The sequence below is a fragment of the Desulfitobacterium sp. genome, from assembly GCF_034927245.1.
GTDB lineage: Bacteria > Bacillota > Desulfitobacteriia > Desulfitobacteriales > Desulfitobacteriaceae > Desulfitobacterium_A.
This window is the reverse complement of sequence record NZ_JAYFQK010000024.1, coordinates 1-22581: the sequence shown is the minus strand read 5'-3', so window position 1 is coordinate 22581 and position 22581 is coordinate 1. Positions and strand designations below refer to the sequence as shown.

Here is a 22581-nt window from a genome sequence, read left to right as displayed (position 1 = left end):
CGTTGCTTTGGAAATCAAAAATATTTACTGTGTCGGACGAAATTATCGGCAGCATGCCCGGGAGTTAAATAATGCTATTCCCACGTCTCCCTTTTTGTTCAGCAAACCGACTCATGCCTTAGTTGAAGCAAAGGGGCAAGTGATTCAACTTCCCGGAGATCGAGGCGCCATTCATTATGAAGCAGAACTCGTTGTTCATATGGCAAGGCCTTATGATCCTAACCTCCCCTTAGAAGCTCTTATTGATCAAATGACCATCGGTTTGGATTTGACGCTTAGGGATGTTCAGGATGAATTAAAAAAGAAAGCCTATCCCTGGTTGTTGGCGAAAGGTTTCCCGAATTCAGCAGTGCTCTCTGCTTGGCTCCCTTTTGAAGGATTGGAGAAGATGGCAGAATACGATTTTGCCTTGGAGAAAAATGGCCAAGAAGTTCAACGGGGTAATATTAAGGATATGATTTTTGATTTACCCACACTGCTGGAGTTCTCCGCTAAGCATTTTGGGTTGGACGCAGGGGATATCCTTTTTACGGGAACCCCCGCGGGGGTTGGGCCGCTTGCCCCCCATGATGAATTAGTCCTCAAATGGCGGGAAAAAATGACGGGCAGCTGTAAAGTAGAATTTTCCGCCAAAATGATATAACCTGGCACAAATATTGTATACATGTTCGAAAACAGTTGATAGAATCTCGAATTATAGGTACATTTAAAGCATGTTATAATGGGTGATAGATTATTGCGATATGGAGGAAAACAAATGGTTCGTCTGATCAATAATGGTGTATATCTTATTAAAGGGCAGAAGGTTCTTGAAGCGAAGGATCAAAATACCCTTTTTGATTTAAATGGTTCTGCCGTGAATCGCGAGGACCTTCCTGTCGAGCTTGGAGCCGTTGAAAAGCAAACGGCTCGTCAAAAGACAATTGCGCATGGAATTCTGAGCAAGCACAATACATCCGGAAATCCTGATCAATTAAAGATCCGTTTTGATGCGATGGCTTCTCATGACATTACCTATGTAGGGATTACTCAAACCGCACGTGCCAGCGGTCTGAAAGAATTCCCGATTCCCTACGTGTTAACCAATTGCCATAATAGCCTCAATGCCGTAGGCGGGACGATCAATGAGGACGATCACGTTTTCGGACTCTCAGCCGCCCAAAAATATGGCGGAATCTATGTTCCTGCCCATCAAGCCGTCATTCATCAGTATATGCGGGAAATGATGGCAGGCTGCGGCAAGATGATTCTCGGATCCGACAGTCATACCCGTTATGGAGCTTTAGGAACGATGGCGGTTGGGGAAGGCGGTCCGGAGCTGGTTAAACAGCTTCTGAAAAAAACTTACGATATCCAATACCCCGGAGTGATTGCGGTCTACCTTAAGGGTAAACCGCAGGTCGGAGTGGGTCCCCAGGATGTGGCGTTGGCCTTAGTCCGCGCTGTTTTTGCCAATGGCTTTGTCAAGAATAAGGTTCTCGAATTTGTCGGCCCCGGCGTAGAGAACTTATCCGTTGATTTCCGTATTGGCGTTGATGTCATGACTACAGAGACGACCTGTTTAAGTTCAATTTGGATAACCGATGAGAAAGTTCAGGAGTACTTGAGGATTCATGGAAGACCGGAAGCTTATGCGCAACTTGAGCCGGGTGAAGTCGCTTATTATGACGGTATGGTGATTATCGATCTTGACAAGATCGTACCGATGATTGCGCTGCCCTTCCACCCCAGCAATGTTTATACGATTGAAGAACTGAAGCAAAACCCCTATGACATTCTGCACAAAGTAGAAGAAGAGGGGAAAAAGCAAATCAACAATCCGTTTATTTCCTTTAACCTAACGAATCACATTGTGGATGGCCAAATAAGGGTTGATCAAGGGATTGTCGCCGGTTGTGCCGGCGGATCTTTTGAGAACTTGATGGATGTTGCCGCCATTGTTAAAGGAAAGTCTGTCGGAAATCAATATCTCTCCTTCAGTGTTTATCCGGCCAGTCAGCCCATTTATCTGGAATTGATGAAAAACGGAGCAACCGCTGATTTAATGTCTGCCGGAGCAAATCTAAAAACGGCCTTCTGCGGACCTTGCTTTGGAGCAGGGGATGTCCCGGCTAACGGCCAGTTCAGTATCCGTCATACGACCCGGAACTTCCCGAATCGGGAAGGATCGAAGCCGGGTGAAGGGCAAATTTCTTCTGTTGCTCTGATGGATGCCCGATCTGTTGCCGCAACCGTGACCAATGGCGGACGTTTAACTTCGGCGACAGAGATTGAATTTACGGTGCCTTCGCACGCCTATCACTTTGATACCGGGATTTACGAAAAACGGGTTTATAATGGCTTTGGCAATCCGAAACCCGACCAAGGGTTAAAGCTCGGTCCCAATATTACCGATTGGCCGGAAATGATTGCTTTGCCGGAAAACCTTCTGCTGAAAGTGGCTTCGGTCATCAATGACCCCGTTACGACGACAGATGAGCTGATTCCTTCGGGTGAAACCTCATCCTATCGGTCCAATCCGCTTCGTTTAGCGGAATTCACCCTCTCCCGAAAAGATCCGCAGTATGTGGGAAGAGCCAAACACGTTCAGACGTTGGAGAAGGAACGTGAAAATCTGTTGCAGACGGCACAAACTTCCCAGCCTTCCGCAGCGTTGAAAGAGGCATTGGAACATGTTCTGCAAGTGGATACTGCCGCCGGTCTCACAGAGATTATGAACACGACCGGGATTGGAACGGTTGTTTATGCGGTTAAACCGGGAGACGGTTCCGCTCGGGAGCAAGCGGCTTCCTGTCAAAAGGTTCTTGGAGGTTGGGCGAATATTGCTCAAGAGTACGCAACGAAACGATATCGGAGCAATCTCATTAACTGGGGAATGCTGCCCTTTACGCTCAGCAGGCCTTTAGAGGTTCAGTTGACGACTGAGGATTATGTGTATGTTCCCGGAATTCGCCAACGGATTATCAACGGCGAGGAAACGATGATCGCTCAAGTTATAGGTCCGAATGGAGTCCGCGAACTAACACTGGAATTAAGGGATTTAACTCCGGATGAGAAAGATATTATCTTAAAGGGTTGCCTAATTAATTTTTATAGTATGTAAAAAGCACATTTTCGAAAACAAATACGGTTTCGAAAACAAAGAAGAATAATAAAAACAAGGGGGTCTGCGACCCGGCGGCGAAGTCCGCGGGTTGCAGACCTTAGAAATTATCCGATGACTAACCGCCACTACAGGCTTGATCCGGCAAGGGGGGACTGGGGATGAAACGACATATGATTGGTGAGGGAAATCAGCCGTTGATCTGTACTCCCTTAGTAGGCAAACAACGGGAGGCTATCCTTTTAGAATTACATCATGTTCTGGAGAAGTGCCCGGACTTGATTGAGTGGCGGGTCGATTTCTTCGAAGGAATTGAGAATACGGGCGAAGTCCTCAAGCTCGCTCAAGCCATAAAAAAGGATGCCGGGGATATTCCCATTATCTTTACGCAGCGATCGGTTCGCGAAGGAGGTCAGCCCGTACCCCTTGATGATAAGGAAGCATTAAAGCTGCTCAAGGCGATTTGTCAGAAGACAGACATAGAATATGTCGATTTTGAATTAAACAACCCGGAAGAAGCGTTTGAAGAACTGCGCCAAGCCGCCTCAGCCGGCCGGACAAAGATCATTGCTTCATACCATAATTTTTCGTATACACCCGATGCTGAGAGCTTGTTCGAAAAGATTAAGGAGGCGAAGCGGTTAAAGGCTGATGTGGTTAAAATCGCCGTTATGCCGCAAAACCTTAAGGATGTTTTAAATCTTCTTAATTTAACTTTAGAAGCGAAGGAAACAGTAAATATCCCCCTTATTAGTTTAGCCATGGGACAGTATGGAACAATAACCCGCATGATCGGCGGTGTTTTCGGATCGGCCGTGACCTTTGCCGTTGGGGAAAACAGTTCGGCACCGGGGCAGATGATGATAGAAGATGTGCGAAGTGTTCTTGAGATTATCCGAAAATCTGTGGATCGGTCATAATTATAATAAGAATAGTAAGATAGAAAACGAAGGGAACTGCCGCAATTATTTTGTAACAGTTCCCTTCGTTATTAATGAGTAGAGTATCTTCAATTACTGAGGATTATCATCAGGATTTTGATTTCGATATTCCTCAGTCGCCAGTGACCATTGTTCCCGGGTTCGGTTCAGAATAAGGCGATCACGATTCCGATCAGGATCATTCACAATCTTGGAAAAGTAGCTGATGGCCTGCTTGTATTCACCGATTTGGCGATTAAGTTCCCCCAGCATATATAAATGCCTAAGGGGAGACCATGAGTTCACAAAGTCAGAATAAAGATAAGAAGCATCGTATTCCTTGACGGCAAGTTTGAGAAAGCGCTGTTCATCTTCAGGTTGGTTTTCCTGCCGGTAAATCCATGCCAAGCGCAAGCATAATCCACCAAGAACAAAATGGCGTTCTTCTTTTAATGATGCGGAATAAATGGCAAGCTTAAAGGTTTCAATTGCAGTATTCACATCTCTCAACTTACCAAAATCCCGGCTTTTCCATTTTTCAGCGATGTTTTTTTGAATCATATATTTAGCACTGGATGTAAAATCTTTGGAAAACTCACTATTAAAGGCAAAACCACAGGATGGGCAGACACTGACATGATAATAAAGTGAGTTATACAGGTTGTCTTTATAATGAGGACAAAAATCCGGATCTGTTTTATACGGAGCAGAAAAATGGGAACGAATTTTTTTTGTTGTAAAACTTTGGCCGCAATAGGGGCAAGTTAATTTCTTATCGTAAAAGGGCATTAAATCTGTAACCATATCTATAACCTTCCTCAACTCAATATCCACCATAATTCCCAACAAAAAGGTGCGTACCTAAATGTTACAACACAACCCTCTATCTGAACAGTACAAAAATCATTTTCTTTTTTCTTCTGCATTATTGCAACATTCAGAGTAGGTAATCTCGTGCGAAAAATGAAATATTTTGCAACAATAACTGATTATATATTGTATAATAATAAGAGTTGTCGGATTATGTCGAATAATATCTAATTATATCTAATAGTGAAGGGGTGGAGGTTTCAATGTGTACCAATGACTTTAATGACTCCAAGTTTAGAGAACTCGACGAATATATTGAATCGCTTGAGGTCAAGGAGGGCAGCTTGATTGCGATTTTGCATAAAGCACAGGATATCTTTGGATATCTTCCGAGGATCGTTCAGTCCCACGTGGCACAAAAAACGAATATACCCGAAGCTAAAATTTATGGGGTTGTAACATTTTACTCCTATTTTAATGAAGCCCCGCGTGGTGAGCATGTCGTTAATGTATGTCTCGGAACAGCGTGCTTTGTTAAAGGTTCCATGGGAATTTTGCATGAAGTAGAAGAACAGCTGGGTATTTCGGCGGGACAGACAACGCCTGACGGAAAATACAGTATTGATACGCTTCGCTGTATCGGGGCCTGCGGCCTGTCACCGGTTGTGATGATCGATGGAAAGGTCCATGGTCGCGTAGAACGAAAGAAAGTGAGAAAGTTATTACAGATTAGCTAGAAACATATAGGTTCTGTGATTTGGAGGTAGTAAGATGGATAGAATTAATTCCGTAGCCCAACTGAAAGCGATTCAAGCTAAACCCGACAGCAATCAAATTATTATTCGGGTGGGTATGGGAACATGCGGTATAGCAGCAGGTGCCAAGGAAGCCTTAGATGTTATGGTTGAAGAGGCAAAACGACTTAAGATTAATAATATAACATTCGTAAAAACGGGATGTATCGGCATGTGTTTTGCGGAGCCAACGGTTGAGGTTGCAATTCCGGGACAAAAAGCCGTTCTTTACGGAAATGTAGATCAGGATAAAGCACGCGAGATTATTAATCGTCACCTCACTAAGGGAGAGCTCTTAGATGATATTTTAGAAATTAAAAATCAGTACAGAATTGCGTTGCGTAATTGCGGGGTCATCGATCCTGAGAATATAAATGACTACATTGCTCGGGACGGGTATCAGGCGTTAGGCAAGGTTATTCAGGAACTGACTCCCGAACAGGTCATAGAAACGGTGAAATTGAGCGGACTTCGGGGCAGAGGAGGCGGCGGATTCCCAACAGGAATCAAGTGGCAGTCTACTCACAACAGCCCTTCTGATATAAAATACATTATTTGCAATGCGGATGAAGGCGATCCGGGAGCTTTCATGGATCGCAGCGTCCTTGAAGGGGACCCGCATAGTGTTCTTGAGGCCATGGCGATTGCAGGGTATGCTATCGGGGCCCATACCGGATATATCTATATTCGTGCTGAATATCCTCTGGCGATTGCCCGACTGGAAGTGGCCTTAAGCCAAGCCAGGGAATGCGGGCTCTTGGGCAATAATATCTTGGGTTCATCATTTTCTTTCGATATTTCCCTGCGTTATGGGGCCGGGGCTTTCGTCTGCGGTGAAGAAACCTCATTAATTAATTCTATTCAGGGAAGCCGCGGCGAGCCGACCAATAAACCTCCTTATCCGGCGGAAAAAGGATTATGGGGCAAACCTACTTCGGTGAATAATGTCGAAACCTTCGCCAATATACCTCCCATTTTTCTAAGAGGACCGGAATGGTTTGCGTCCATCGGAACCGAAAAAAGCAAGGGGACCAAGGTTTTTGCTTTAGCGGGAAGTGTTAATAGAGTTGGCCTGATCGAAGTGGTTATGGGGACAACACTCCGACAAATTATTTATGATATCGGCGGCGGGACAAAGGACAACAAAAAGTTTAAAGCCGTTCAAACAGGTGGTCCTTCCGGAGGGTGTATTACAGAAGCACACTTAGATATGCCAATCGACTATGAGCACTTAATAAAGATCGGAACGATGATGGGTTCCGGCGGCATGATTGTTATGAACGATGATGACTGTATGGTTAACTTCGCCAAGTTTTATCTTGAATTTATGTGTGAAGAGTCATGCGGTAAATGCACACCGTGCCGGATCGGAAATAAGCGCTTGCTTGAAATTCTGACGAAGGTTACCGATGGTCAGGGTACGGAAAAAGACCTCGAAACCTTGAAGGAACTGGGTCATTATATTAAAGATACGGCGCTTTGCGGGTTGGGCCAGACGGCTCCAAATCCGGTTTTAAGCACCTTAGAGTATTTTGAAGACGAATATTTAGCCCACGTAAGGGACAAGAAGTGTCCGTCACATGTATGTGTGAATTTATTGGAGTACCATATCGTGGAAGATAAGTGCATAGGGTGTACCGCTTGTGCCAGAGCCTGTCCTTCACAATGTATTACGGGAGAAGTTAAAGGGACGCATATGATTGATCAAAGCAAATGCCTCAAATGCGGAACTTGCTTTGCAACGTGCAAATTCAAGGCCATCGTAAGACGTTAGTGGAGGAGGACTAAAAATGGATGTAAATATTAAAATCAATGACGTTGAACTCGGAGTACCTTCAGGGTATACCGTTTTAGAAGCGGCCCATCTTGCCAAAATCAATATTCCATCACTTTGTCATATGAAGCTTAAGGATATGAATGTAACGAACCATGTTGCATCCTGTCGGGTATGCATGGTTGAGGTTGAAGGAAAACGAAATTTGGCGCCGGCATGTTCCACCGTTGTCTCGGAAGGAATGGTCATTCGAACGAATACCGATCGGGCCATGAAGGCAAGAAGAACATCTGTAGAATTACTTCTCTCAGATCATCCTTCAGATTGCTTAGTGTGCGCTAAGAACCAAAAGTGTGATCTCCAGAAGATAGCGGCAGACTTGGGAATAAGGGGTCAACTGCATTATCAAGGGGAGAAGTCTAAGTATCCGAAGGATTTGTCGAGCAAGTCGATCATAAGGGACCCGGAAAAGTGTATCCTATGCAGACGATGTGAGACGATGTGTAATGAAGTTCAGACCTGTGGGATTCTTTCCGCGGTAGATCGTGGGTTTAAAACGGTTGTAAAGCCAACCTTTGGTCTGCCTTTGGCCGAAACGATGTGTACATTTTGCGGACAATGTGTCGCCGTATGCCCGACGGGGGCCTTAACAGAAGCGAATAACGTCAATGAAGTGTGGGATGCTATTCATAATCCTAACAAATATGTGGTTGTCCAAACGGCCCCGGCGGTCAGAGTCGCCTTGGGGGAAGAATTTGGGTTGGAAGCCGGAAGTAATGTCACAGGCAAAATGGTGACTGCCTTGAGAAATTTAGGGTTCAAAAAGGTATTTGATACAGATTTTGCGGCCGATCTTACGATTGTCGAAGAGGCCTCGGAATTTGTCCATCGGCTTCAACAGGGGGGAAAACTTCCCATGCTCACAAGCTGCTGCCCGGCTTGGATTAACTTTCTTGAATATCAATTCCCGGATCTCTTAGATAACCCATCGACCTGTAAATCACCTCATGAAATGCTGGGTGCGGTAATTAAGACGTATTACGCTCATAAGATGAATATTGCTCCGGAACAGATCGTGGTGGTATCGGTTATGCCGTGTGTTGCCAAGAAATACGAGGCCAGCCGATCTGAATTATCGCAGAATCAGGTGCAGAATGTTGATTATGTTCTAACAACACGGGAACTCGCTATAATGATTAATGAAACAGGAATGGATTTTAGCGGACTGGATGATGGTGAATTTGACAGTCCGTTAGGTGAATCAACAGGGGTTGCCCTCATTTTTGGAGCTACAGGCGGCGTGATGGAAGCTGCTTTGCGCACAGCTTACGAATGGTTAACGGGAGACGTTCTGGAGAATTTGGAAATGACGGAATTAAGGGGTTTTAAAGGGATCCGCGAAGCTTCCATACCCATTAACGGGGAAGAGGTGAAAATTGCGATAGCGAATGGATTAGGAAATGCGCGTAAATTGCTAGAAGATATTCGCAAGGGAAAAAGTGACTATGCTTTAATTGAAGTCATGGCTTGCCCGGGCGGATGTATTGGCGGGGCCGGACAACCCTATCACCACGGAGACTCAGAGATTATCAAGAAAAGAGCCCAGGCCTTGTATCGTGAAGATAGAGAAATGGTAAAAAGAAAATCGCATAAGAATGAAGATGTCCTCAAGCTATACCATGATTTCTTGGGTGAATTCTACGGCGAAAAGGCCCATGAGTTATTGCATACCCACTATACGAACAAAAGGAAAACTGAGTACTAAAACAAATTTGAAATAGGGATAGGTTAAAACCGCTGGTTTAATCTGGCGGTTTACTTTTTAAGCTGGGTGAAAAAAATGAAAAATGTAAAGGTTGCGGTCAAATGGGGTCAAGGTCTCCTGTTTCCTATTTCAATCATTCTCATTTGGCAGTATCTCGCGGTATCCGGACGTTTGAATCCCTATATTTTACCCTCGCCGACGCAAATTTTTAAGTCGTTTCTTGACCTGCTTTATAATGGGAAGATTGGGGAACAAGTGCTAACCAGCCTCTATCGTCTTGGGCTGGGTATGACAATAACCGTTCTAATTGCTTTTCCTATGGGCATAGTATTAGGAGGGTTTCCCCGCATTGAGAAGCTGCTCACTCCCACATTGACTTTTCTGCAGCAGATTCCGGCTATAGCCTGGATTCCCGTTTTTATATTATGGTTTGGAATTGGGGAAAGCTCAAAAATTGCGGTGCTGATTTACGCTTCTTTTTTCCCGGTCTTTATCAATACGTTTTTCGGGATTCAATCCCTAGATCCCAAACTTAAAGAAGTGTCAAATATCTTCGGCCTCCGTTTTAAAACGAAAATCTTGCGGGTTTTTCTTCCATCCGCCGCGCCTTATTTTTTTGTAGGTTTTCGCCTTGGCTTGAGCAATGGTTGGCGTGCCCTTGTTGCCGCTGAAATCATCAACTCTTCGCGCGGTATTGGATATCTCCTTATGGAAGGAAGAAATTTGGCTCAACCTGAACAAATCTTCATTTCTATTTTTATCATCGGATTATTAGGGACAATGATGGACTATGGGGTAAAAACACTGGAAAAAAGACTCATTCCATGGGGTCAAGTGCAGGAGAAATAACGATGCCAATACTTGAATTGAAGCATGTTCATAAAACGTTTCATAGTTCGAGAATGAAAGTCACCGCACTTCAGGATATCAATCTGTCCGTCCGGCAGGGAGAATTCGTCTGTATTTTAGGACCCAGCGGCTGTGGGAAAACAACGATGCTTCGATTGATTGCCGGTTTAGAAAGGCAAAGTGAAGGGATTATCTTGATTCAAGGAGTTCAAGCCGGAAAGCCAAATCATCATCGCGCTTTCGTGTTTCAGGAACCGCGGCTTTTTCCGTGGCTTACGGTTGAAGAAAATATTGCCATAGGGATACAGGATAAGATGGATAGGAAGGAATGTCACAAAATTGCCGCTGAGTGTTTAGAGTGGATTGGATTTGATCATCAATTTTTACAGGCTTATCCTGACGAATTATCAGGGGGGATGGCCCAAAGGGTATCCATCGCGCGAGCGCTGGCAGTAAACCCGGAAATTCTTCTCTTGGATGAGCCGTTTTCCGCTCTTGATGCGATCACACGAAAGCATCTGCAGGCGGAGATACAGAAGGTGTGGCAGCAGACGGGAAAAACAATGATTATGGTTACACATGATATCGATGAAGCCCTCCGCTTAGGGCAACGGGTGATCACCTTGTCAGCCGCACCGGGGCATATCATTTCAGAGTTTAATCTTATGAAGAGCACAGTCGAACAACGTGCACTGATCAAAGATCAGATCTTAAATGATCTTGAAATTAAGAACAATGGGGGGTTAAGATTATGGATAGACGCCGGAAATTGATCGTTATCACTTTGATTTTTACATTATTAGCTCTAACAGGGTGTAATACGCCGATGAAATCTCCATCTTCGCAAACACAAACTAACGCCCAAAACCCGATTCAAGTGAAGGCTTCTTATTCCACACGTCCGATCAATGTTCCCGCAATTGTTGCTTTGGAACAACATAACTTTGAAAAAGAATTCCAAAAAAACGGGACTGAATTCGAATGGGCGGAAATCGCAGCCGGACCATCTCAATTGGAAGCTCTGGCGTCCAAAAGTATCGATATCAGCACATCTATGAATTACGTGTCAGCCTTGCTGGCTAAAGCCAATGGCAACGATATAAAAGTTGTCGGAGGGTATGCCCAGTTTCCAAAGGGAATTGGCATTGTGGCTCGCAAGGATCTTAATGTGACATCAATGACCGGACTTAAAAATAAAACGATTGCCTTGCAGCAAGGAACGATGCTTCATGAATTTTTGGTTAAAGCGTTGAAAAAGGAAAATCTCAAGGTATCCGATGTTGAGATGGTCTCCATGGAATCGCCTGATGCTGTAGCCGCTCTTATGGCGGGACAGGTTGATGCCGCTATTTTGCCGGAGCCGCTATTATCTAAGGTGATTAGCTCCGGGAAAGGCAGTTTAGTTATGACGGCTGAAGGGTTTATTACCGGGCAGACCTTCATCGTTGCCCGGTCCGAATTTGTAAACAGTCATCCTGAGATAATCCAACAGTTTTTAAAATTGAATGACGATAATGTCCGGTGGGCGGAGGAAAATAAAGACAGCTTTTACGACATAGCAAGCAAACAGCTGAATCTCGATCCTAAGGCTGTTCAGGCAATGTATCCGAAGTTTGCTTTTCAAACGAAAATTGATTCCGAGATGGTCCGCAATCTCAAGGAATCGGCTCATTTCCTTCAAGAAAATGGATTTATCAAACCGCAAGTCGATGTTGAATCTTTGGTTAACGATTTAGTCGATACTTCGTTTAGTCAATAAGTTATTAGAGACTCGACGAACCCGCGGGAAAAACTCTCGTCCCTGCAGCTTAGGCTGTGGGAACGAGAGTTTTTATTTAAGTGCTTGACTGATTCGTTTAGAAATCGCCTGATAGCCCAAAGCGCTCGGATGTAAACCATCTTTGGAGATGTAGCGGGCAGAATTATATTTCATGAGATCATAGGTGGGTATAAAGATGGCATTGCCATCGCTTTCAATAATTTTGCGGCTCTGATCGTTTACCTCATTGAGAAGATGTTGATTTTCGGCACTGGTTAATATTTCGTAAGGGTTATAAAGTCCGAGCAGGATAATTGTAGAATCGGGGTAGACATTTCGCAGCAGCCCTAGGGTTTGTCGTAGATTATCGGTATAACCGGCGAGTTCTCCCTGAAAAGCATCATTTTGCCCCAGCAGATTTGAGGGAAGTGACTTCAGAAGATCATTGCCCCCGATTGAGACGAGAATAATATCGGCATCGGTTATCGCCGGGTTCAGGCGTTTGCTTTGAAGCTGTTCGAGAAGGCCTTTGCTCGTTAATCCGTCAATTCCTTCGTTTTTTACGATAATGTCTTTTGAGGTGCTCTTTTTAAGCTCATCGGGGAGATATTCTGAAAATCCTTGGCCCTGATCGTCACCGGTCCCTTTGGCTATGGAATCCCCCAAGATAAGGACTTTCAGAGGGCAAGCCGTATCCGCTAATTTTTGGGATAATTCAGAGGCGGATGGCGAACCCTTAGGTGTCGTCACTCGATTTGCTTGAAATATCCTGATGCCCAAGACGATTATGGTAATGCAAGCGAGTATAAGCAGGGTGTAAGCCATTATTTTTTTGATCAAGGTGATTGCTCCTTAGACAATGTTATGTTTGAGTCACTTTAGGTTACTTTTTAATTCGCTAATACCCTCTTTTTTCCTCTTTAAACAAAGTTTTGAGTTAGACTTTAAAAGCTCTCGCTTACTGTGAGGGCTTTTGCTATGATTAATGAGGGAATGTAAATGGGAGGGAAGATTTTGGAGACTGCAGAGAAACTTGTAGAGTTACTTAAAAAGTTGGGTTTAACGATAACGACCGTTGAGAGCTGTACCGGTGGGTATATCATTTCGACCATTACAGATGTTGAAGGGGCTTCGGATATCACCCCGGGGGGATATGTTACCTACTCGAATCAGCAAAAGCGGGCTATCGGTGTTTCGGACAAAATTATTGAGGAATACGGCGTTTATAGCAGCGAATGTGCAGAAGCTATGGCCAAAGCGGGTTTTAGAAATACCGGGGCGGATTTAAGCATCGGCGTAACTGGGACATTCTCTAATGTTGATCCACATAATGACGATAGCGTTTCAGGGGTTGTCTATTTTTCTGTCATATTTCATGCCGAGCAGGCAATAGCCGGCAAAATAAATGTACCGATACTTATGGAAAGGTCTAAGCAAAAACAGTTCGTGACTGAAGTCGTGCTGAAAAGAGTGTTAGAGGTTATTGAGTCGATCTATAACGCTCTATTAAATAATGAGGGGGAATAAAATAAAAGCAGCGCAAAATTCATACTAAAGGAGATGTTTTTTATGTTTAAATATGGTACATCGGAGAGTGTGGCAAACCGGGAGGTTTGCGTAAACTAGTTTCTACAAAAACCTCCCATAAGTTATAACAATAACTTTCAGGAGGATTAAAAATGAATAGTATTAATATGAAAACATTAGGTTTTACCGATAGGTTAGCAGCGGAATCAACTTTATACAACGGCCTTTATGTTGGACGTGTTTTTTCACAAGCTAAAGACTTATATAAAGTGATGTCCGAAGGCGGAGAATTGATGGCAGAAGTCACCGGGAAATTTCGATTTGAAGCGAAAACGCTGTCTGATTTTCCGGCAGTTGGCGATTTTGTCATGCTTGACCGGGACGTGAGTGCAACCGGAAATGCCATCATCCATCATGTGCTTTCAAGAAAAAGCGCCTTTATCAGAAAAGCGGCAGGAACGTCGAATGATGAGCAGGTTGTGGCGAGTAATATTGACACGATTTTTATCTGCATGTCGCTGAATAACGACTTTAATTTGCGTAGATTGGAACGTTACCTATCCATTGCTTGGGTTAGTGGAGCGGTCCCTGTTGTTGTTCTGACCAAATCGGATTTATCCGACGAGTTAGAACAGCAGCTCCGTGAAGCGAATTCTGTCGCTCTTGGCGCTGACGTTCTTGTTACTACCGCCATGAGCGAGGATGGCTATTCTCAGATAATGCCTTATATCAAGGATGGACGCACAATAGCGTTTATTGGTTCATCGGGTGCTGGCAAATCCACCCTCATCAATCGTTTAATTGGGGGGGAAAGGCTAGACACCAATGGGCTAAGAAATGATGATAAGGGCAGACATACAACCACAAGACGCGAACTCGTGCTGCTCAAAAATGGTGGCATAGTCATTGATACTCCGGGGATGAGAGAGCTTGGCATAGAAAGTGCTAATTTATCAAAAGCTTTTTCGGATATTGACGAACTTGCGTCTATGTGTAAATTTCGTGATTGCACACATGCTAAGGAACCGGGTTGCGCAGTGCAAAAAGCAATTTGCGCCGGAAAACTGTCTGTTGAAAGACTTTTGAGCTATCAGAAGATTAAGAAAGAGGCTAAATACAACGGCCTTGATTTTAAGCAAATTGAAACTATGAAGCTAAATGAAATGTTTGGCGGCGTTGGAGGCATGAAAAATGCCCGAAAGTTTGCCAAAGGGAATCATCGCGGAAGATAAAACTGTTAAAAAAGGAAGTTGACCTATCACTCCATGCTATTATGGCATAATGGGTTACAAAAACGCAGTGAGCGTCTTTCCCGCTGATTTGCTAGAAGCGATACAAAAGCATATTGATGGTGAATATATTTATATCCCTCGAAAAGCAAAGAACAAAAAGGGAGAGCTGAAAAACAGTAGGAAATATATTCAAGAACGCAACCAGATGATTTTTTTCAGTATCAAGGCGGTGCTTCGGTTGACGAAATTGCAACTCGAGATTTTTTATCGCCTAAAACAATATATGAAATACTGGCAGATATGAAGAGAAAGTCCTAAAAGGGAGCGATATGGTGATTAAACCATGTCGCTCTTTTGCTTTGTGCGCCACGCATGGCGATTAACTTGACGGTGAAAGTTCGTTACGAATAATGAGGTACGACCCCAATGTCAATCTCAATGTCATCTATGTCGTTAGAATTTGGACCGATAATGTATCCCAAGAATTGACGAAATTAGCCCAATATAATGATAATCGTTAATTTATTATTGAATAACGAATATAATTCTATTACAATAGTTTTATTATCTGCCATAACTAAGAAGGGGATGATTATAATTCAAGCAAGTATTTTATCATTAAAAAAGAGAACAAATATTACACACAAACTTATAATATTTATATTGATTCTCGGGTTAATACTCTTGACCATTGGAACAATTGCTTTCATTTTTTTCTTTTTGATTCACCTGATAAATTTTCAGCAGTTAAAGGTAATTCAAATTGGTCTATTCGCTATTATGTCAATAATAATTCTTATTTTTCCATTTATATTCCATTTAAAGTTATACAACCTTTAGATAGTAATAGCTTTAGTGCTAAATATGCTTTTATTACCTATTTGGGCTCGTCTCTTTTAAGTTACTCTCTGATTATTTATGGCATTAAACAGGTAGCCAATATTCTAAAATTCACTAAAAAGGAAGAAACTCCGTTTATTATGAACAATGCAAAAAGCTTAAAAAAGATTGCTTATACTATAGCTATCTATTCGGTATCAACAGAAATCTTAGCCGCTATTTTATGCTCAGCATTTGTAACCAAAATATTCACCATAGATTTACTGAGTATTCATTGGAGTGGAGTAATAGTTGGGGGACTCATATTTATCGTGGCGGATATATTCCAATATGGAGTTTTTCTACAAAATGAATATGACACCACTTTATGAGGATGTGAAATGAGTGGCTATAATAATAAGATTAGATAGAATTTTAGTCGAACGAAAAGTTAAACTAAATGAATTAGCTGAAAAAGTGGGTATTTCTACTGTTAATCTTTCAAATCTCAAAACAGGTAAAGTAAGAGCAATTCGTTTTTCTACACTTGATGCAATTTGTAAAAATCTCAACTGCCAGCCGGGTGATATTCTAGAGTATGTTTTAACGAATAACGATGATTGAAAATTCTTATAGGAGTTAGGTAACAAATAGGATATTAAGAATTTTTTATTACCATGGGGCGGGAATTTCTAAATTTAAATCAATCTATTAAAAAGTTTGCTTTTTGCATCAGTCCTTCGAGAAGGTACTCCATGTTTTCCCCATAAAACAACTACAGATATCCTTTGAGGAATACGGCATTTATAGCCGCGAATGTGCAGAGGCTATGGCTAAAGTGGGTTTCAGAAATACCGGAGCGGATTTAAGTATCGGCGTAACCGGGACGTTCTCTAATGTTGATCCACATAATGACGATAGTGTTTCAGGGGTTGTCTATTTTTCTGTCATCAATTTAGTAGGGAAGGTGATTGCTAAGACTTCAACCCTATAGAAAAATATAAAGGCTCCAGAAATAATCACCATTTCCGAGCCTTTATATTTTGATTTACAGTTTAACCATTATTAAAAACTTATGTTACTCCAAAATGATTACATTTACAGGGCACATATTGGCTGCTTCTTTAGCCTTCTCTTCCAGTTCCGACGGAACAGGATTAACATAAGCTTCAGCCAGTCCGTCATCATTCAACCGAAAGATTTCCGGGCATAAGGCTTCGCAGGAGCCACAACCAATGCAGCCAGATTCTATAGTTGCATACATGATAATTCACCTCCCTTTCTATGTGCTTGCCGATGACATTGGGGTCATGTATTTCGTGTTCTAACATATACAATTTATCAGGTAAAGTCAATTAGCAATTCGATAATGGAAGTTTCGCTTATGGAGAAACTTTTCAAATTCCACAAAACATTGAACCTGTGGTATTACTATTACTTGGGTATCCGAGCAACGATTCCTTGCCAAGTCCAAATCATCATAAACGCTTAGATATAGCCCAAACGGTTTTTTATGGCTCCTTTTCTGAACTTGGAAATTGATCCAGCACCTGTTCGACTACCCAGATCCCCGAATCGCCATGTACTTTCGGTTGTCGCATCAAAACCTTCACGCTACCATCGGGCCAAACGAAGGTGACGCGTGCGGTTCCGGGTTCGTTCAAATACTCAACCTGAGCGGTAGCGTGGCTGATGTTCAGTTGGTTCTGAGCCGCATTTGCCGGATCACAATATATCTCGGCTTGGGTAGGATCGGAATCCGCGTGCAGTTGATATGCCGTTGAAAACCCTGCAAAATCAGGAAGACCGTATTGGTAGGCATCGATAAAGACTTTCTTCGCTGACGGCTCCAGCATTATCATTGTTTCGTCGGCTACCTGGTAGACACTGTCCAGTTTTTCATAGGTCAAGGTTTCTTTGTGTACCCAAATATGAGGGTCGGAGGCGCGGAAATAATAATAAATGTCGATAATTCCATTACCCAGAACGATTTTATGATCTTTGTCCCAGGGCCAGGGACTGGACATGCCAAAGCCATGCCTGCCATCTTCAAAGCTGTAGCCGCCTATCGCCGTAAATAAGTCATTATTCTTACACAGACGGTATAAAGTATCTCCGTCTCTCTCGCTATAAGCATTGGCCCAGGTGTCGGCTAAGGCTTTAATTTCCGTTAGATCTTCTTCGGCAGCTTTGTCCTCCGCCGGGTAAAGCGGCCCGGGTATAGGTTTCGTACGTGCTTGTACGATTGAAATGACCAGAACGGTCATGATCGCGAAAATTACTATTACGCTTATTGGGCTCGGTTTATTGCTCATAGGGCTACCCTCCTGCGCCTTCTATGTTATTTATTATAACGGATCTGCATTGAATCGCAATTACCATCACATTAGTGATATAAAAAACTGGATGATATTCCGTCAAGGGTGATATTGTCCGGTTTCTCTTTTCCCTTCCGAATATTTCTACAAAAAGAAGGTGATATGTTCTTCACTGTCTAAATTTACATATATATCCTTACTCAATGAAGCTGAGAAAACGAGAATTAGACCATGCAATAAGAAATTTCGTACACCGAAGACAGGAAAAAAACAGCCTATCATGAAATTAAATGGAGGTATGACGATGGATAACATGCCGATAGGGGGGAGGTGGACTTATGGAAATAGGTTTTGGCTCTTTGCCTTTGTGGATTTTCTTTTTGTGGGGAATAGTAATGCTTGCTGTAGTAATAGGAATAATAAAATTAATAAAAAGATAGTCTTTTAAATCCCCCCAATAATAGATAAATTTTAGTTATATTAGAAATAGCAATTTAAGTTTAATTCTTATTTGGATGGTGGTGTAATAATGACGAAGCTATCACGTTCTTTGGGATTCTTATTTACTTTAATCTTTTTATTTGCAATTACAGGTTGTAATAATTCCTCTGGTTCACGAAGCATGAACTTTATAGGTGAAAGTGAGCATTGGATAGCGAATTATTCAATTTCACAAGGTCAATCTCAAACAAATATAGGTAAAATAAGCTACAAGGGAACTGATGTAGAGTCTGTAGGACTCGTTAAATATGCCTTTGAAGCCAGTCCATATGTAGGGGTAAATGGCAGTATTGACCTCCCCCCAAGAGGGTATATTGAATTAACGAATACTTCCAGTAAAGGCCCTTATCCAAATAAAGATTTAGTTATAAAGGCGAAAATAGAATGGAATGGACAGATCGAAAATATGGATTTAAAGTATACAAATCAATAGGTATAGAAAAAAGCTAGATGGCATGCTTATTAAGGGCAATATCATCTAGCTTTTTTCTTTTCTTTTCTTGTTATAAGTTCGAATGTATAAGAATATTTAGAATGCTCGCTATTACGGGGTGATCAGCGAGCGGCAAGTTGTTCGGCTCTCGCCCAATAAAGATTACGGCTATTCTTGCCGAATGTAAGCGAAAAAAATACACCGTGCTCAATGAAATGAGCACGGTGTATTTCTAATGCTTTCTAAACTGACTTGGATTTCAGGTCGTATTTTTGCATACGACGCAACAATGTAGCGTGGCTAATACCTAAAATCTTGGCCGCTTGGCGAATGCTTGGGCTTTTCAGTAGGGCCTGTTGGATAATCGTTTTTTCCGCAGCATCTAATTGTGCTTGAAGATTACTACTCACGTGGTTCGTCAATGGACTGCAAGAACTGGGCCGTAAACGGTTTACAACAGAATCAAGAGTAATAAGCTCTGACTCTGCGCTTACACATAGCCCTTCAACAAGGTTGCGCAACTCACGGACATTTCCGGGGTAGTCATAATTAAGAATGAAATTCAATGCTTCATTACTGAACCGCCGATTGATTTTGAATTCTTCCATGATTTCATTTAGAAAGTGATTCAGTAAAGGGAGAATATCCTCTCTTCGTTCACGTAAGGGTGGAACATAGAGATAGGCGACGTTTAAACGATAAAAGAGATCCTCCCGAAACAGGTGTTGTTCAACCATGGTTTGAAGATTCTTATTCGTGCAGGCGATTACCCTCACATCGACGGTTCTGGACCAACTCCCACCGACACGACGAATTTCTCGGTCGTGCAGGACACGTAATAATTTAACCTGCATAGCAAGAGAGAGCTCACCGACTTCATCGAGAAGAAGCGTACCTTTATCCGCTAGCTCAAAGAGACCTGGATTTCCTTCGTTTTTCGCTCCCGTAAAGGCGCCCTTCTCATAACCAAAAAGCTCCGATTCTAAAAGGGTTTCCGGTATCGCTCCACAATTAATCTTTATAAAGGGGAAAGAAGCACGGGGACTATGACGGTAAATCCAATTCGCGACAACCTCTTTGCCGGCTCCTGTTTCTCCTTCTAGTAAGACAGTGGAAGGAAACAGTGCAATACGCTGTGCGCGGTCAAGAAGGGAAGCAAATTCTTGGCTTTGGGCTATTATTTCTTGGTTCAACATTATCATCACCTGGTTCTATTTTAAACCATTAGTTGCCGGATGTCTATTGAGGAAAGACATCTGTCTTAGGATCCGGTTATTCTGTGCGTGGTACGTGTACTAATACTGTGGTACAGAAATTGCATATATTTTATAACACACCGAGAAGAAATTATGTAAAATTTCAAGTTATGCATCGATACTTTTTATTTTAAACTTTACACGAAAGGGGGTGTGAACCTTGGCTACATCGGATTTAAGCAGTCATATTACTCAAATGCTTCATGAAAAACAGATTCATACAATTCGGGTGACTTTTCATGATCCTTCAAATATCCAGCGTGCGCGTTATGTCCCTACAAGGTATTTCCTGGAACAGGTGATGCAAGGTTCTTTATCCTATCCTTCAGCCATGTTCTCGATGGATACTTCTGCCAAGCTGCTGCCGGAAGCAGGAGAGGGCTTTGATGGTGGATATCCAAGCTGGGTGTTAAAACCCGATCTGGCGACCTTTGGAATCCTGCCGACGTCGCCTGGGATGGCTCATGTTATTTCCGATATATTTTTACCCGATGGTCAACCCGTACCCATTTCGCCCCGTCACATCTTACGGCGAGTTTTAAATAATTTTGCTCAGGATGGCTATCGAGTTTATGGTGCCTTTGAGTATGAATTCTATGTTTTTCGGGCGGATGGACAACGTACAGATTTTCAATCTTTAGAACCGGTATGGACCGGATTGCAATGTTTTTCCGAGGTTACACAGGCGAAAGTAGAAGATATCATTACTTCCGTTCTGTTTGCCTTAACAGAAATGGGCGCGGGACCGGAAGTTGCCAATACGGAATATGGGTCGGGGCAATTTGAAGTGACGAATTCGCCATTTTGGGGTTTAGAAATTGCCGACATGGCTTTCTACTATCGAACGATTATTAAAGAAATTCTTGAACACAAGGGGTATAAGGCCACATTTATGAGTAAGCCTGTCACCTCGGCGAGTGGAAGTGGGGCACATACCCATCTCTCCTTGTTTGATAAGAATGGCCACAATGTTTTTTTTGACCTGCATCAACCGGATGGTTTATCGAAGCTTTGCCGCTGGTTTATTGGTGGACAGATCAAGCATGCCAAGGCTTTATGCGCTTTGTGCAATCCGACCATCAATAGCTATAAACGGCTGCAACCCTATACGTTTGCTCCTACAACGGTGACCTGGGGCTACGAACACCGAGGAGCGATGCTCCGCATTCCTCAACAGCGGGGAGAAAACACCCGCTTGGAAAACCGCTTGCCTGGCGCGGATACCAATCCGTATATTTCTTTGGCAGCCATGCTGGCTGCCGGTTTAGATGGTATTAGACAACACATTGAACCGCCTCCCGCATTGGCTAGGCAAGACGCCTATGCTCGGGAATTTCCGCGTTTGCCGCGCTCAATGCCCCAAGCCTTAGCCGCTTTGGAGGACGATGATTTCTTTCGGGAGACATTGGGTGAAGAGTATATTCGTTACTACATCTTGATGCGTCGGACGGAATGGGAAAGGTATGAGGCTGCAGTCACCGACTGGGAGTATAAAGAGTATCTTGATCTTTATTAAACAAGTAATATTTTGGCATTTCGGCTTCACTCTTGAGTTTGGCCCTCGCTCTAAGGGTGAAATGCGAGATGACCAATTTAAGTTATCATAAAATATTTAAACGTTTATTTTGGGAGAATACACCGGAATTACCGGGGATTCGGAGAGGAGTTTGAAATGTATCGTATTAAACGCAATCAAATTATCTATGCTATGTCAGCATTGAACCAACCTGTACAACGGGTGGAAGATGGAGCAACCGTCCTTTTTGAGACTTGTGACTGCTTTGAAAATCAGATCAAGTCGACTGATACGGATTTTGAGACCCTTGATTGGAATAGGATTAATCCCGCTACCGGTCCGGTTTATGTTCAAGGGGCCCAACCGGGTGATATTTTGAAGGTTACAATCGAGAAAATCGGCATAGCCGATCATGGTGTCATGATGACTGGGCCTGATGTAGGGATGATTGGAGACAGGCTAACCCAAAATGCGATTCGTCTTATCCCCATTCGGGACAGTAAGGCAGTATATGAAGGAAAGGTTGAACTCCCTCTTAAACCAATGATTGGGGTTATCGGAACGGCTCCTGCAGGTGATCCCGTATCCTGCGGCACACCCGGTGAACATGGCGGGAATATGGATTGCACGATAATCGGAGAAGGCACCACACTTTATTTGCCGGTTAATGTTCCAGGGGCCTTGTTAGCGATGGGCGATTTGCATGCTGTGATGGGCGATGGGGAAGTTTCAGTCTGTGGGTTGGAAGTCCAAGGTGAGGTTACGGTCACCGTTTCAGTGCTCAAAGACTGTCAACTGCCATTGCCTTTAGCTAAAACCGCTTTTTCTGTGTACGTGATCGCGTCAGCAAATACGCTGGATGAAGCGGTTTTGGATGCTACTCGTAATCTCGTGGATCTACTGACAACGATGACTCATGGCACGTTCAACGAATATGATGCGATCAATTTGCTTAGCCTTGCGGGTAATTTGCAAGTTTGCCAGGTCGTTGACCCGCTGAAGACGGTTCGTTTCGAGCTTAATTTACACTATTTAAAACAGTTGGGAATCACTCTCGAATGAGGGTATGAGTCCTTCGGTAATATGTCAAGACCTTAAAAATTTCGGTCAATCTTTTCAGGATGCTAGTTAACCTAAAAAAGGCAATAAAAAACCTACCCATTTCCAAAATATAGTGGAAATAAGTTGCAAAAATGGGATTTGTG

Annotated in this window: 23 protein-coding genes; 18 read left to right on the top strand and 5 right to left on the bottom strand. The window is 43.0% G+C overall.

The features are described 5' to 3' along the window. The first annotated feature begins 7 nt into the window (after positions 1 to 7). The 3 genes from VB077_RS06860 to aroD all read left to right on the top strand — a co-directional run bounded on the left by VB077_RS06860 (position 8) and on the right by aroD (position 4023). On the top strand, positions 8 to 643 hold the full coding sequence (locus VB077_RS06860; RefSeq protein WP_323414481.1) for a fumarylacetoacetate hydrolase family protein: 636 nt from the start codon (positions 8 to 10) through the stop codon (positions 641 to 643). Positions 644 to 757: 114 nt separating this feature from the next. Continuing rightward, positions 758 to 3103 carry a hydratase gene (locus tag VB077_RS06855; RefSeq protein WP_323414480.1) on the top strand — a complete coding sequence of 782 codons (2346 nt, stop codon included), beginning with the start codon at positions 758 to 760 and terminating at the stop codon, positions 3101 to 3103. A 161-nt stretch (positions 3104 to 3264) separates the two neighbouring features. Beyond that, entirely contained in the window at positions 3265 to 4023 is a 759-nt protein-coding gene (gene aroD, locus VB077_RS06850; protein WP_323414479.1) for a type I 3-dehydroquinate dehydratase, read from the top strand. Between the two features lie 93 nt (positions 4024 to 4116). On the opposite strand, the gene VB077_RS06845 is transcribed toward aroD, so the two are convergent. Beyond that, positions 4117 to 4827, bottom strand: a complete 711-nt coding sequence (locus VB077_RS06845; protein ID WP_323414478.1) for a DUF2225 domain-containing protein — start codon at positions 4825 to 4827, stop codon at positions 4117 to 4119. Positions 4828 to 5096: 269 nt separating this feature from the next. Between VB077_RS06845 and VB077_RS06840 the strand changes: the two genes are divergently transcribed. The 6 genes from VB077_RS06840 to VB077_RS06815 all read left to right on the top strand — a co-directional run bounded on the left by VB077_RS06840 (position 5097) and on the right by VB077_RS06815 (position 11774). Next, positions 5097 to 5570, top strand: coding sequence for an NAD(P)H-dependent oxidoreductase subunit E (locus VB077_RS06840; protein ID WP_323414477.1), 474 nt, complete (start codon positions 5097 to 5099; stop codon positions 5568 to 5570). 34 nt (positions 5571 to 5604) lie between these two features. Then, on the top strand, positions 5605 to 7401 hold the full coding sequence (locus tag VB077_RS06835) for an NADH-quinone oxidoreductase subunit NuoF (protein ID WP_323414476.1): 1797 nt from the start codon (positions 5605 to 5607) through the stop codon (positions 7399 to 7401). 16 nt (positions 7402 to 7417) lie between these two features. Continuing rightward, the gene (locus VB077_RS06830) at positions 7418 to 9166 is read left to right on the top strand and encodes an NADH-dependent [FeFe] hydrogenase, group A6 (RefSeq protein WP_323414475.1); all 1749 of its coding nucleotides are present in this window, start codon (positions 7418 to 7420) and stop codon (positions 9164 to 9166) included. Positions 9167 to 9241: 75 nt separating this feature from the next. Beyond that, positions 9242 to 10015: an ABC transporter permease gene (locus VB077_RS06825; RefSeq protein ID WP_323414474.1), complete on the top strand. Its 774-nt coding sequence runs from the start codon at positions 9242 to 9244 to the stop codon at positions 10013 to 10015. 2 nt (positions 10016 to 10017) lie between these two features. Further along, positions 10018 to 10788: an ABC transporter ATP-binding protein gene (locus VB077_RS06820; RefSeq protein WP_323414473.1), complete on the top strand. Its 771-nt coding sequence runs from the start codon at positions 10018 to 10020 to the stop codon at positions 10786 to 10788. Beyond that, positions 10767 to 11774: an aliphatic sulfonate ABC transporter substrate-binding protein gene (locus tag VB077_RS06815; protein ID WP_323414472.1), complete on the top strand. Its 1008-nt coding sequence runs from the start codon at positions 10767 to 10769 to the stop codon at positions 11772 to 11774. The genes VB077_RS06820 and VB077_RS06815 overlap by 22 nt, the downstream gene beginning before the upstream one ends. A 72-nt stretch (positions 11775 to 11846) precedes the next feature. Here VB077_RS06815 and VB077_RS06810 read toward each other — a convergent pair whose 3' ends face one another. Next, the gene (locus tag VB077_RS06810; RefSeq protein WP_323414471.1) at positions 11847 to 12614 is read right to left on the bottom strand and encodes a GDSL-type esterase/lipase family protein; all 768 of its coding nucleotides are present in this window, start codon (positions 12612 to 12614) and stop codon (positions 11847 to 11849) included. Positions 12615 to 12788: 174 nt separating this feature from the next. Between VB077_RS06810 and VB077_RS06805 the strand changes: the two genes are divergently transcribed. The 6 genes from VB077_RS06805 to VB077_RS06780 all read left to right on the top strand — a co-directional run bounded on the left by VB077_RS06805 (position 12789) and on the right by VB077_RS06780 (position 16346). Further along, complete coding sequence (locus VB077_RS06805; protein WP_323414470.1) at positions 12789 to 13301, top strand: nicotinamide-nucleotide amidohydrolase family protein; 513 nt, start codon at positions 12789 to 12791, stop codon at positions 13299 to 13301. A gap of 152 nt (positions 13302 to 13453) precedes the next feature. Then, positions 13454 to 14533, top strand: coding sequence for a ribosome small subunit-dependent GTPase A (gene rsgA, locus VB077_RS06800; protein ID WP_323414469.1), 1080 nt, complete (start codon positions 13454 to 13456; stop codon positions 14531 to 14533). Between the two features lie 49 nt (positions 14534 to 14582). Next, positions 14583 to 14837, top strand: a complete 255-nt coding sequence (locus VB077_RS06795; RefSeq protein ID WP_323414468.1) for a CD3324 family protein — start codon at positions 14583 to 14585, stop codon at positions 14835 to 14837. A 577-nt stretch (positions 14838 to 15414) separates the two neighbouring features. Further along, the gene (locus VB077_RS06790; RefSeq protein ID WP_323414467.1) at positions 15415 to 15744 is read left to right on the top strand and encodes a DUF2975 domain-containing protein; all 330 of its coding nucleotides are present in this window, start codon (positions 15415 to 15417) and stop codon (positions 15742 to 15744) included. 13 nt (positions 15745 to 15757) lie between these two features. Then, positions 15758 to 15976, top strand: coding sequence for a helix-turn-helix transcriptional regulator (locus tag VB077_RS06785; RefSeq protein ID WP_323414466.1), 219 nt, complete (start codon positions 15758 to 15760; stop codon positions 15974 to 15976). A 103-nt stretch (positions 15977 to 16079) separates the two neighbouring features. Beyond that, entirely contained in the window at positions 16080 to 16346 is a 267-nt protein-coding gene (locus VB077_RS06780; protein ID WP_323414465.1) for a CinA family protein, read from the top strand. Between the two features lie 84 nt (positions 16347 to 16430). Here VB077_RS06780 and VB077_RS06775 read toward each other — a convergent pair whose 3' ends face one another. After that, entirely contained in the window at positions 16431 to 16616 is a 186-nt protein-coding gene (locus tag VB077_RS06775) for a ferredoxin (RefSeq protein ID WP_323414464.1), read from the bottom strand. A gap of 247 nt (positions 16617 to 16863) precedes the next feature. After that, positions 16864 to 17667 (bottom strand): hypothetical protein, encoded by an 804-nt coding sequence (locus VB077_RS06770; RefSeq protein ID WP_323414463.1) that lies wholly within the window; start codon positions 17665 to 17667, stop codon positions 16864 to 16866. Positions 17668 to 18199: 532 nt separating this feature from the next. Here VB077_RS06770 and VB077_RS06765 point away from each other — a divergent pair. Further along, complete coding sequence (locus VB077_RS06765; protein WP_323414462.1) at positions 18200 to 18604, top strand: hypothetical protein; 405 nt, start codon at positions 18200 to 18202, stop codon at positions 18602 to 18604. Positions 18605 to 18846: 242 nt separating this feature from the next. Here the strand turns inward: VB077_RS06765 and VB077_RS06760 are convergent, their stop codons facing one another. Continuing rightward, on the bottom strand, positions 18847 to 19800 hold the full coding sequence (locus VB077_RS06760; RefSeq protein ID WP_323414461.1) for a sigma-54 interaction domain-containing protein: 954 nt from the start codon (positions 19798 to 19800) through the stop codon (positions 18847 to 18849). A 220-nt stretch (positions 19801 to 20020) separates the two neighbouring features. Between VB077_RS06760 and VB077_RS06755 the strand changes: the two genes are divergently transcribed. Together VB077_RS06755 and VB077_RS06750 are read left to right on the top strand one after the other, a co-directional pair. Beyond that, positions 20021 to 21376 (top strand): glutamine synthetase family protein, encoded by a 1356-nt coding sequence (locus VB077_RS06755; protein WP_323414460.1) that lies wholly within the window; start codon positions 20021 to 20023, stop codon positions 21374 to 21376. Positions 21377 to 21532: 156 nt separating this feature from the next. Then, positions 21533 to 22438, top strand: coding sequence for an acetamidase/formamidase family protein (locus VB077_RS06750; RefSeq protein ID WP_323414459.1), 906 nt, complete (start codon positions 21533 to 21535; stop codon positions 22436 to 22438). The last annotated feature ends 143 nt before the right edge of the window (positions 22439 to 22581 follow it).

What these genes read in the sequence shown, in the direction of transcription:
- VB077_RS06855 (WP_323414480.1), top strand. Translation starts at nt 758, where the DNA reads ATGGTTCGTCTGATCAATAATGGTGTATATCTTATTAAAGGGCAGAAG.
- aroD (WP_323414479.1), top strand. Translation starts at nt 3,265, where the DNA reads ATGAAACGACATATGATTGGTGAGGGAAATCAGCCGTTGATCTGTACT.
- VB077_RS06845 (WP_323414478.1), bottom strand. Translation starts at nt 4,827, where the DNA reads ATGGTTACAGATTTAATGCCCTTTTACGATAAGAAATTAACTTGCCCC.
- VB077_RS06840 (WP_323414477.1), top strand. Translation starts at nt 5,097, where the DNA reads ATGTGTACCAATGACTTTAATGACTCCAAGTTTAGAGAACTCGACGAA.
- VB077_RS06835 (WP_323414476.1), top strand. Translation starts at nt 5,605, where the DNA reads ATGGATAGAATTAATTCCGTAGCCCAACTGAAAGCGATTCAAGCTAAA.
- VB077_RS06830 (WP_323414475.1), top strand. Translation starts at nt 7,418, where the DNA reads ATGGATGTAAATATTAAAATCAATGACGTTGAACTCGGAGTACCTTCA.
- VB077_RS06825 (WP_323414474.1), top strand. Translation starts at nt 9,242, where the DNA reads ATGAAAAATGTAAAGGTTGCGGTCAAATGGGGTCAAGGTCTCCTGTTT.
- VB077_RS06820 (WP_323414473.1), top strand. Translation starts at nt 10,018, where the DNA reads ATGCCAATACTTGAATTGAAGCATGTTCATAAAACGTTTCATAGTTCG.
- VB077_RS06815 (WP_323414472.1), top strand. Translation starts at nt 10,767, where the DNA reads ATGGATAGACGCCGGAAATTGATCGTTATCACTTTGATTTTTACATTA.
- rsgA (WP_323414469.1), top strand. Translation starts at nt 13,454, where the DNA reads ATGAATAGTATTAATATGAAAACATTAGGTTTTACCGATAGGTTAGCA.
- VB077_RS06795 (WP_323414468.1), top strand. Translation starts at nt 14,583, where the DNA reads ATGGGTTACAAAAACGCAGTGAGCGTCTTTCCCGCTGATTTGCTAGAA.
- VB077_RS06775 (WP_323414464.1), bottom strand. Translation starts at nt 16,616, where the DNA reads ATGTATGCAACTATAGAATCTGGCTGCATTGGTTGTGGCTCCTGCGAA.
- VB077_RS06770 (WP_323414463.1), bottom strand. Translation starts at nt 17,667, where the DNA reads ATGAGCAATAAACCGAGCCCAATAAGCGTAATAGTAATTTTCGCGATC.
- VB077_RS06765 (WP_323414462.1), top strand. Translation starts at nt 18,200, where the DNA reads ATGACGAAGCTATCACGTTCTTTGGGATTCTTATTTACTTTAATCTTT.
- VB077_RS06760 (WP_323414461.1), bottom strand. Translation starts at nt 19,800, where the DNA reads ATGTTGAACCAAGAAATAATAGCCCAAAGCCAAGAATTTGCTTCCCTT.
- VB077_RS06750 (WP_323414459.1), top strand. Translation starts at nt 21,533, where the DNA reads ATGTATCGTATTAAACGCAATCAAATTATCTATGCTATGTCAGCATTG.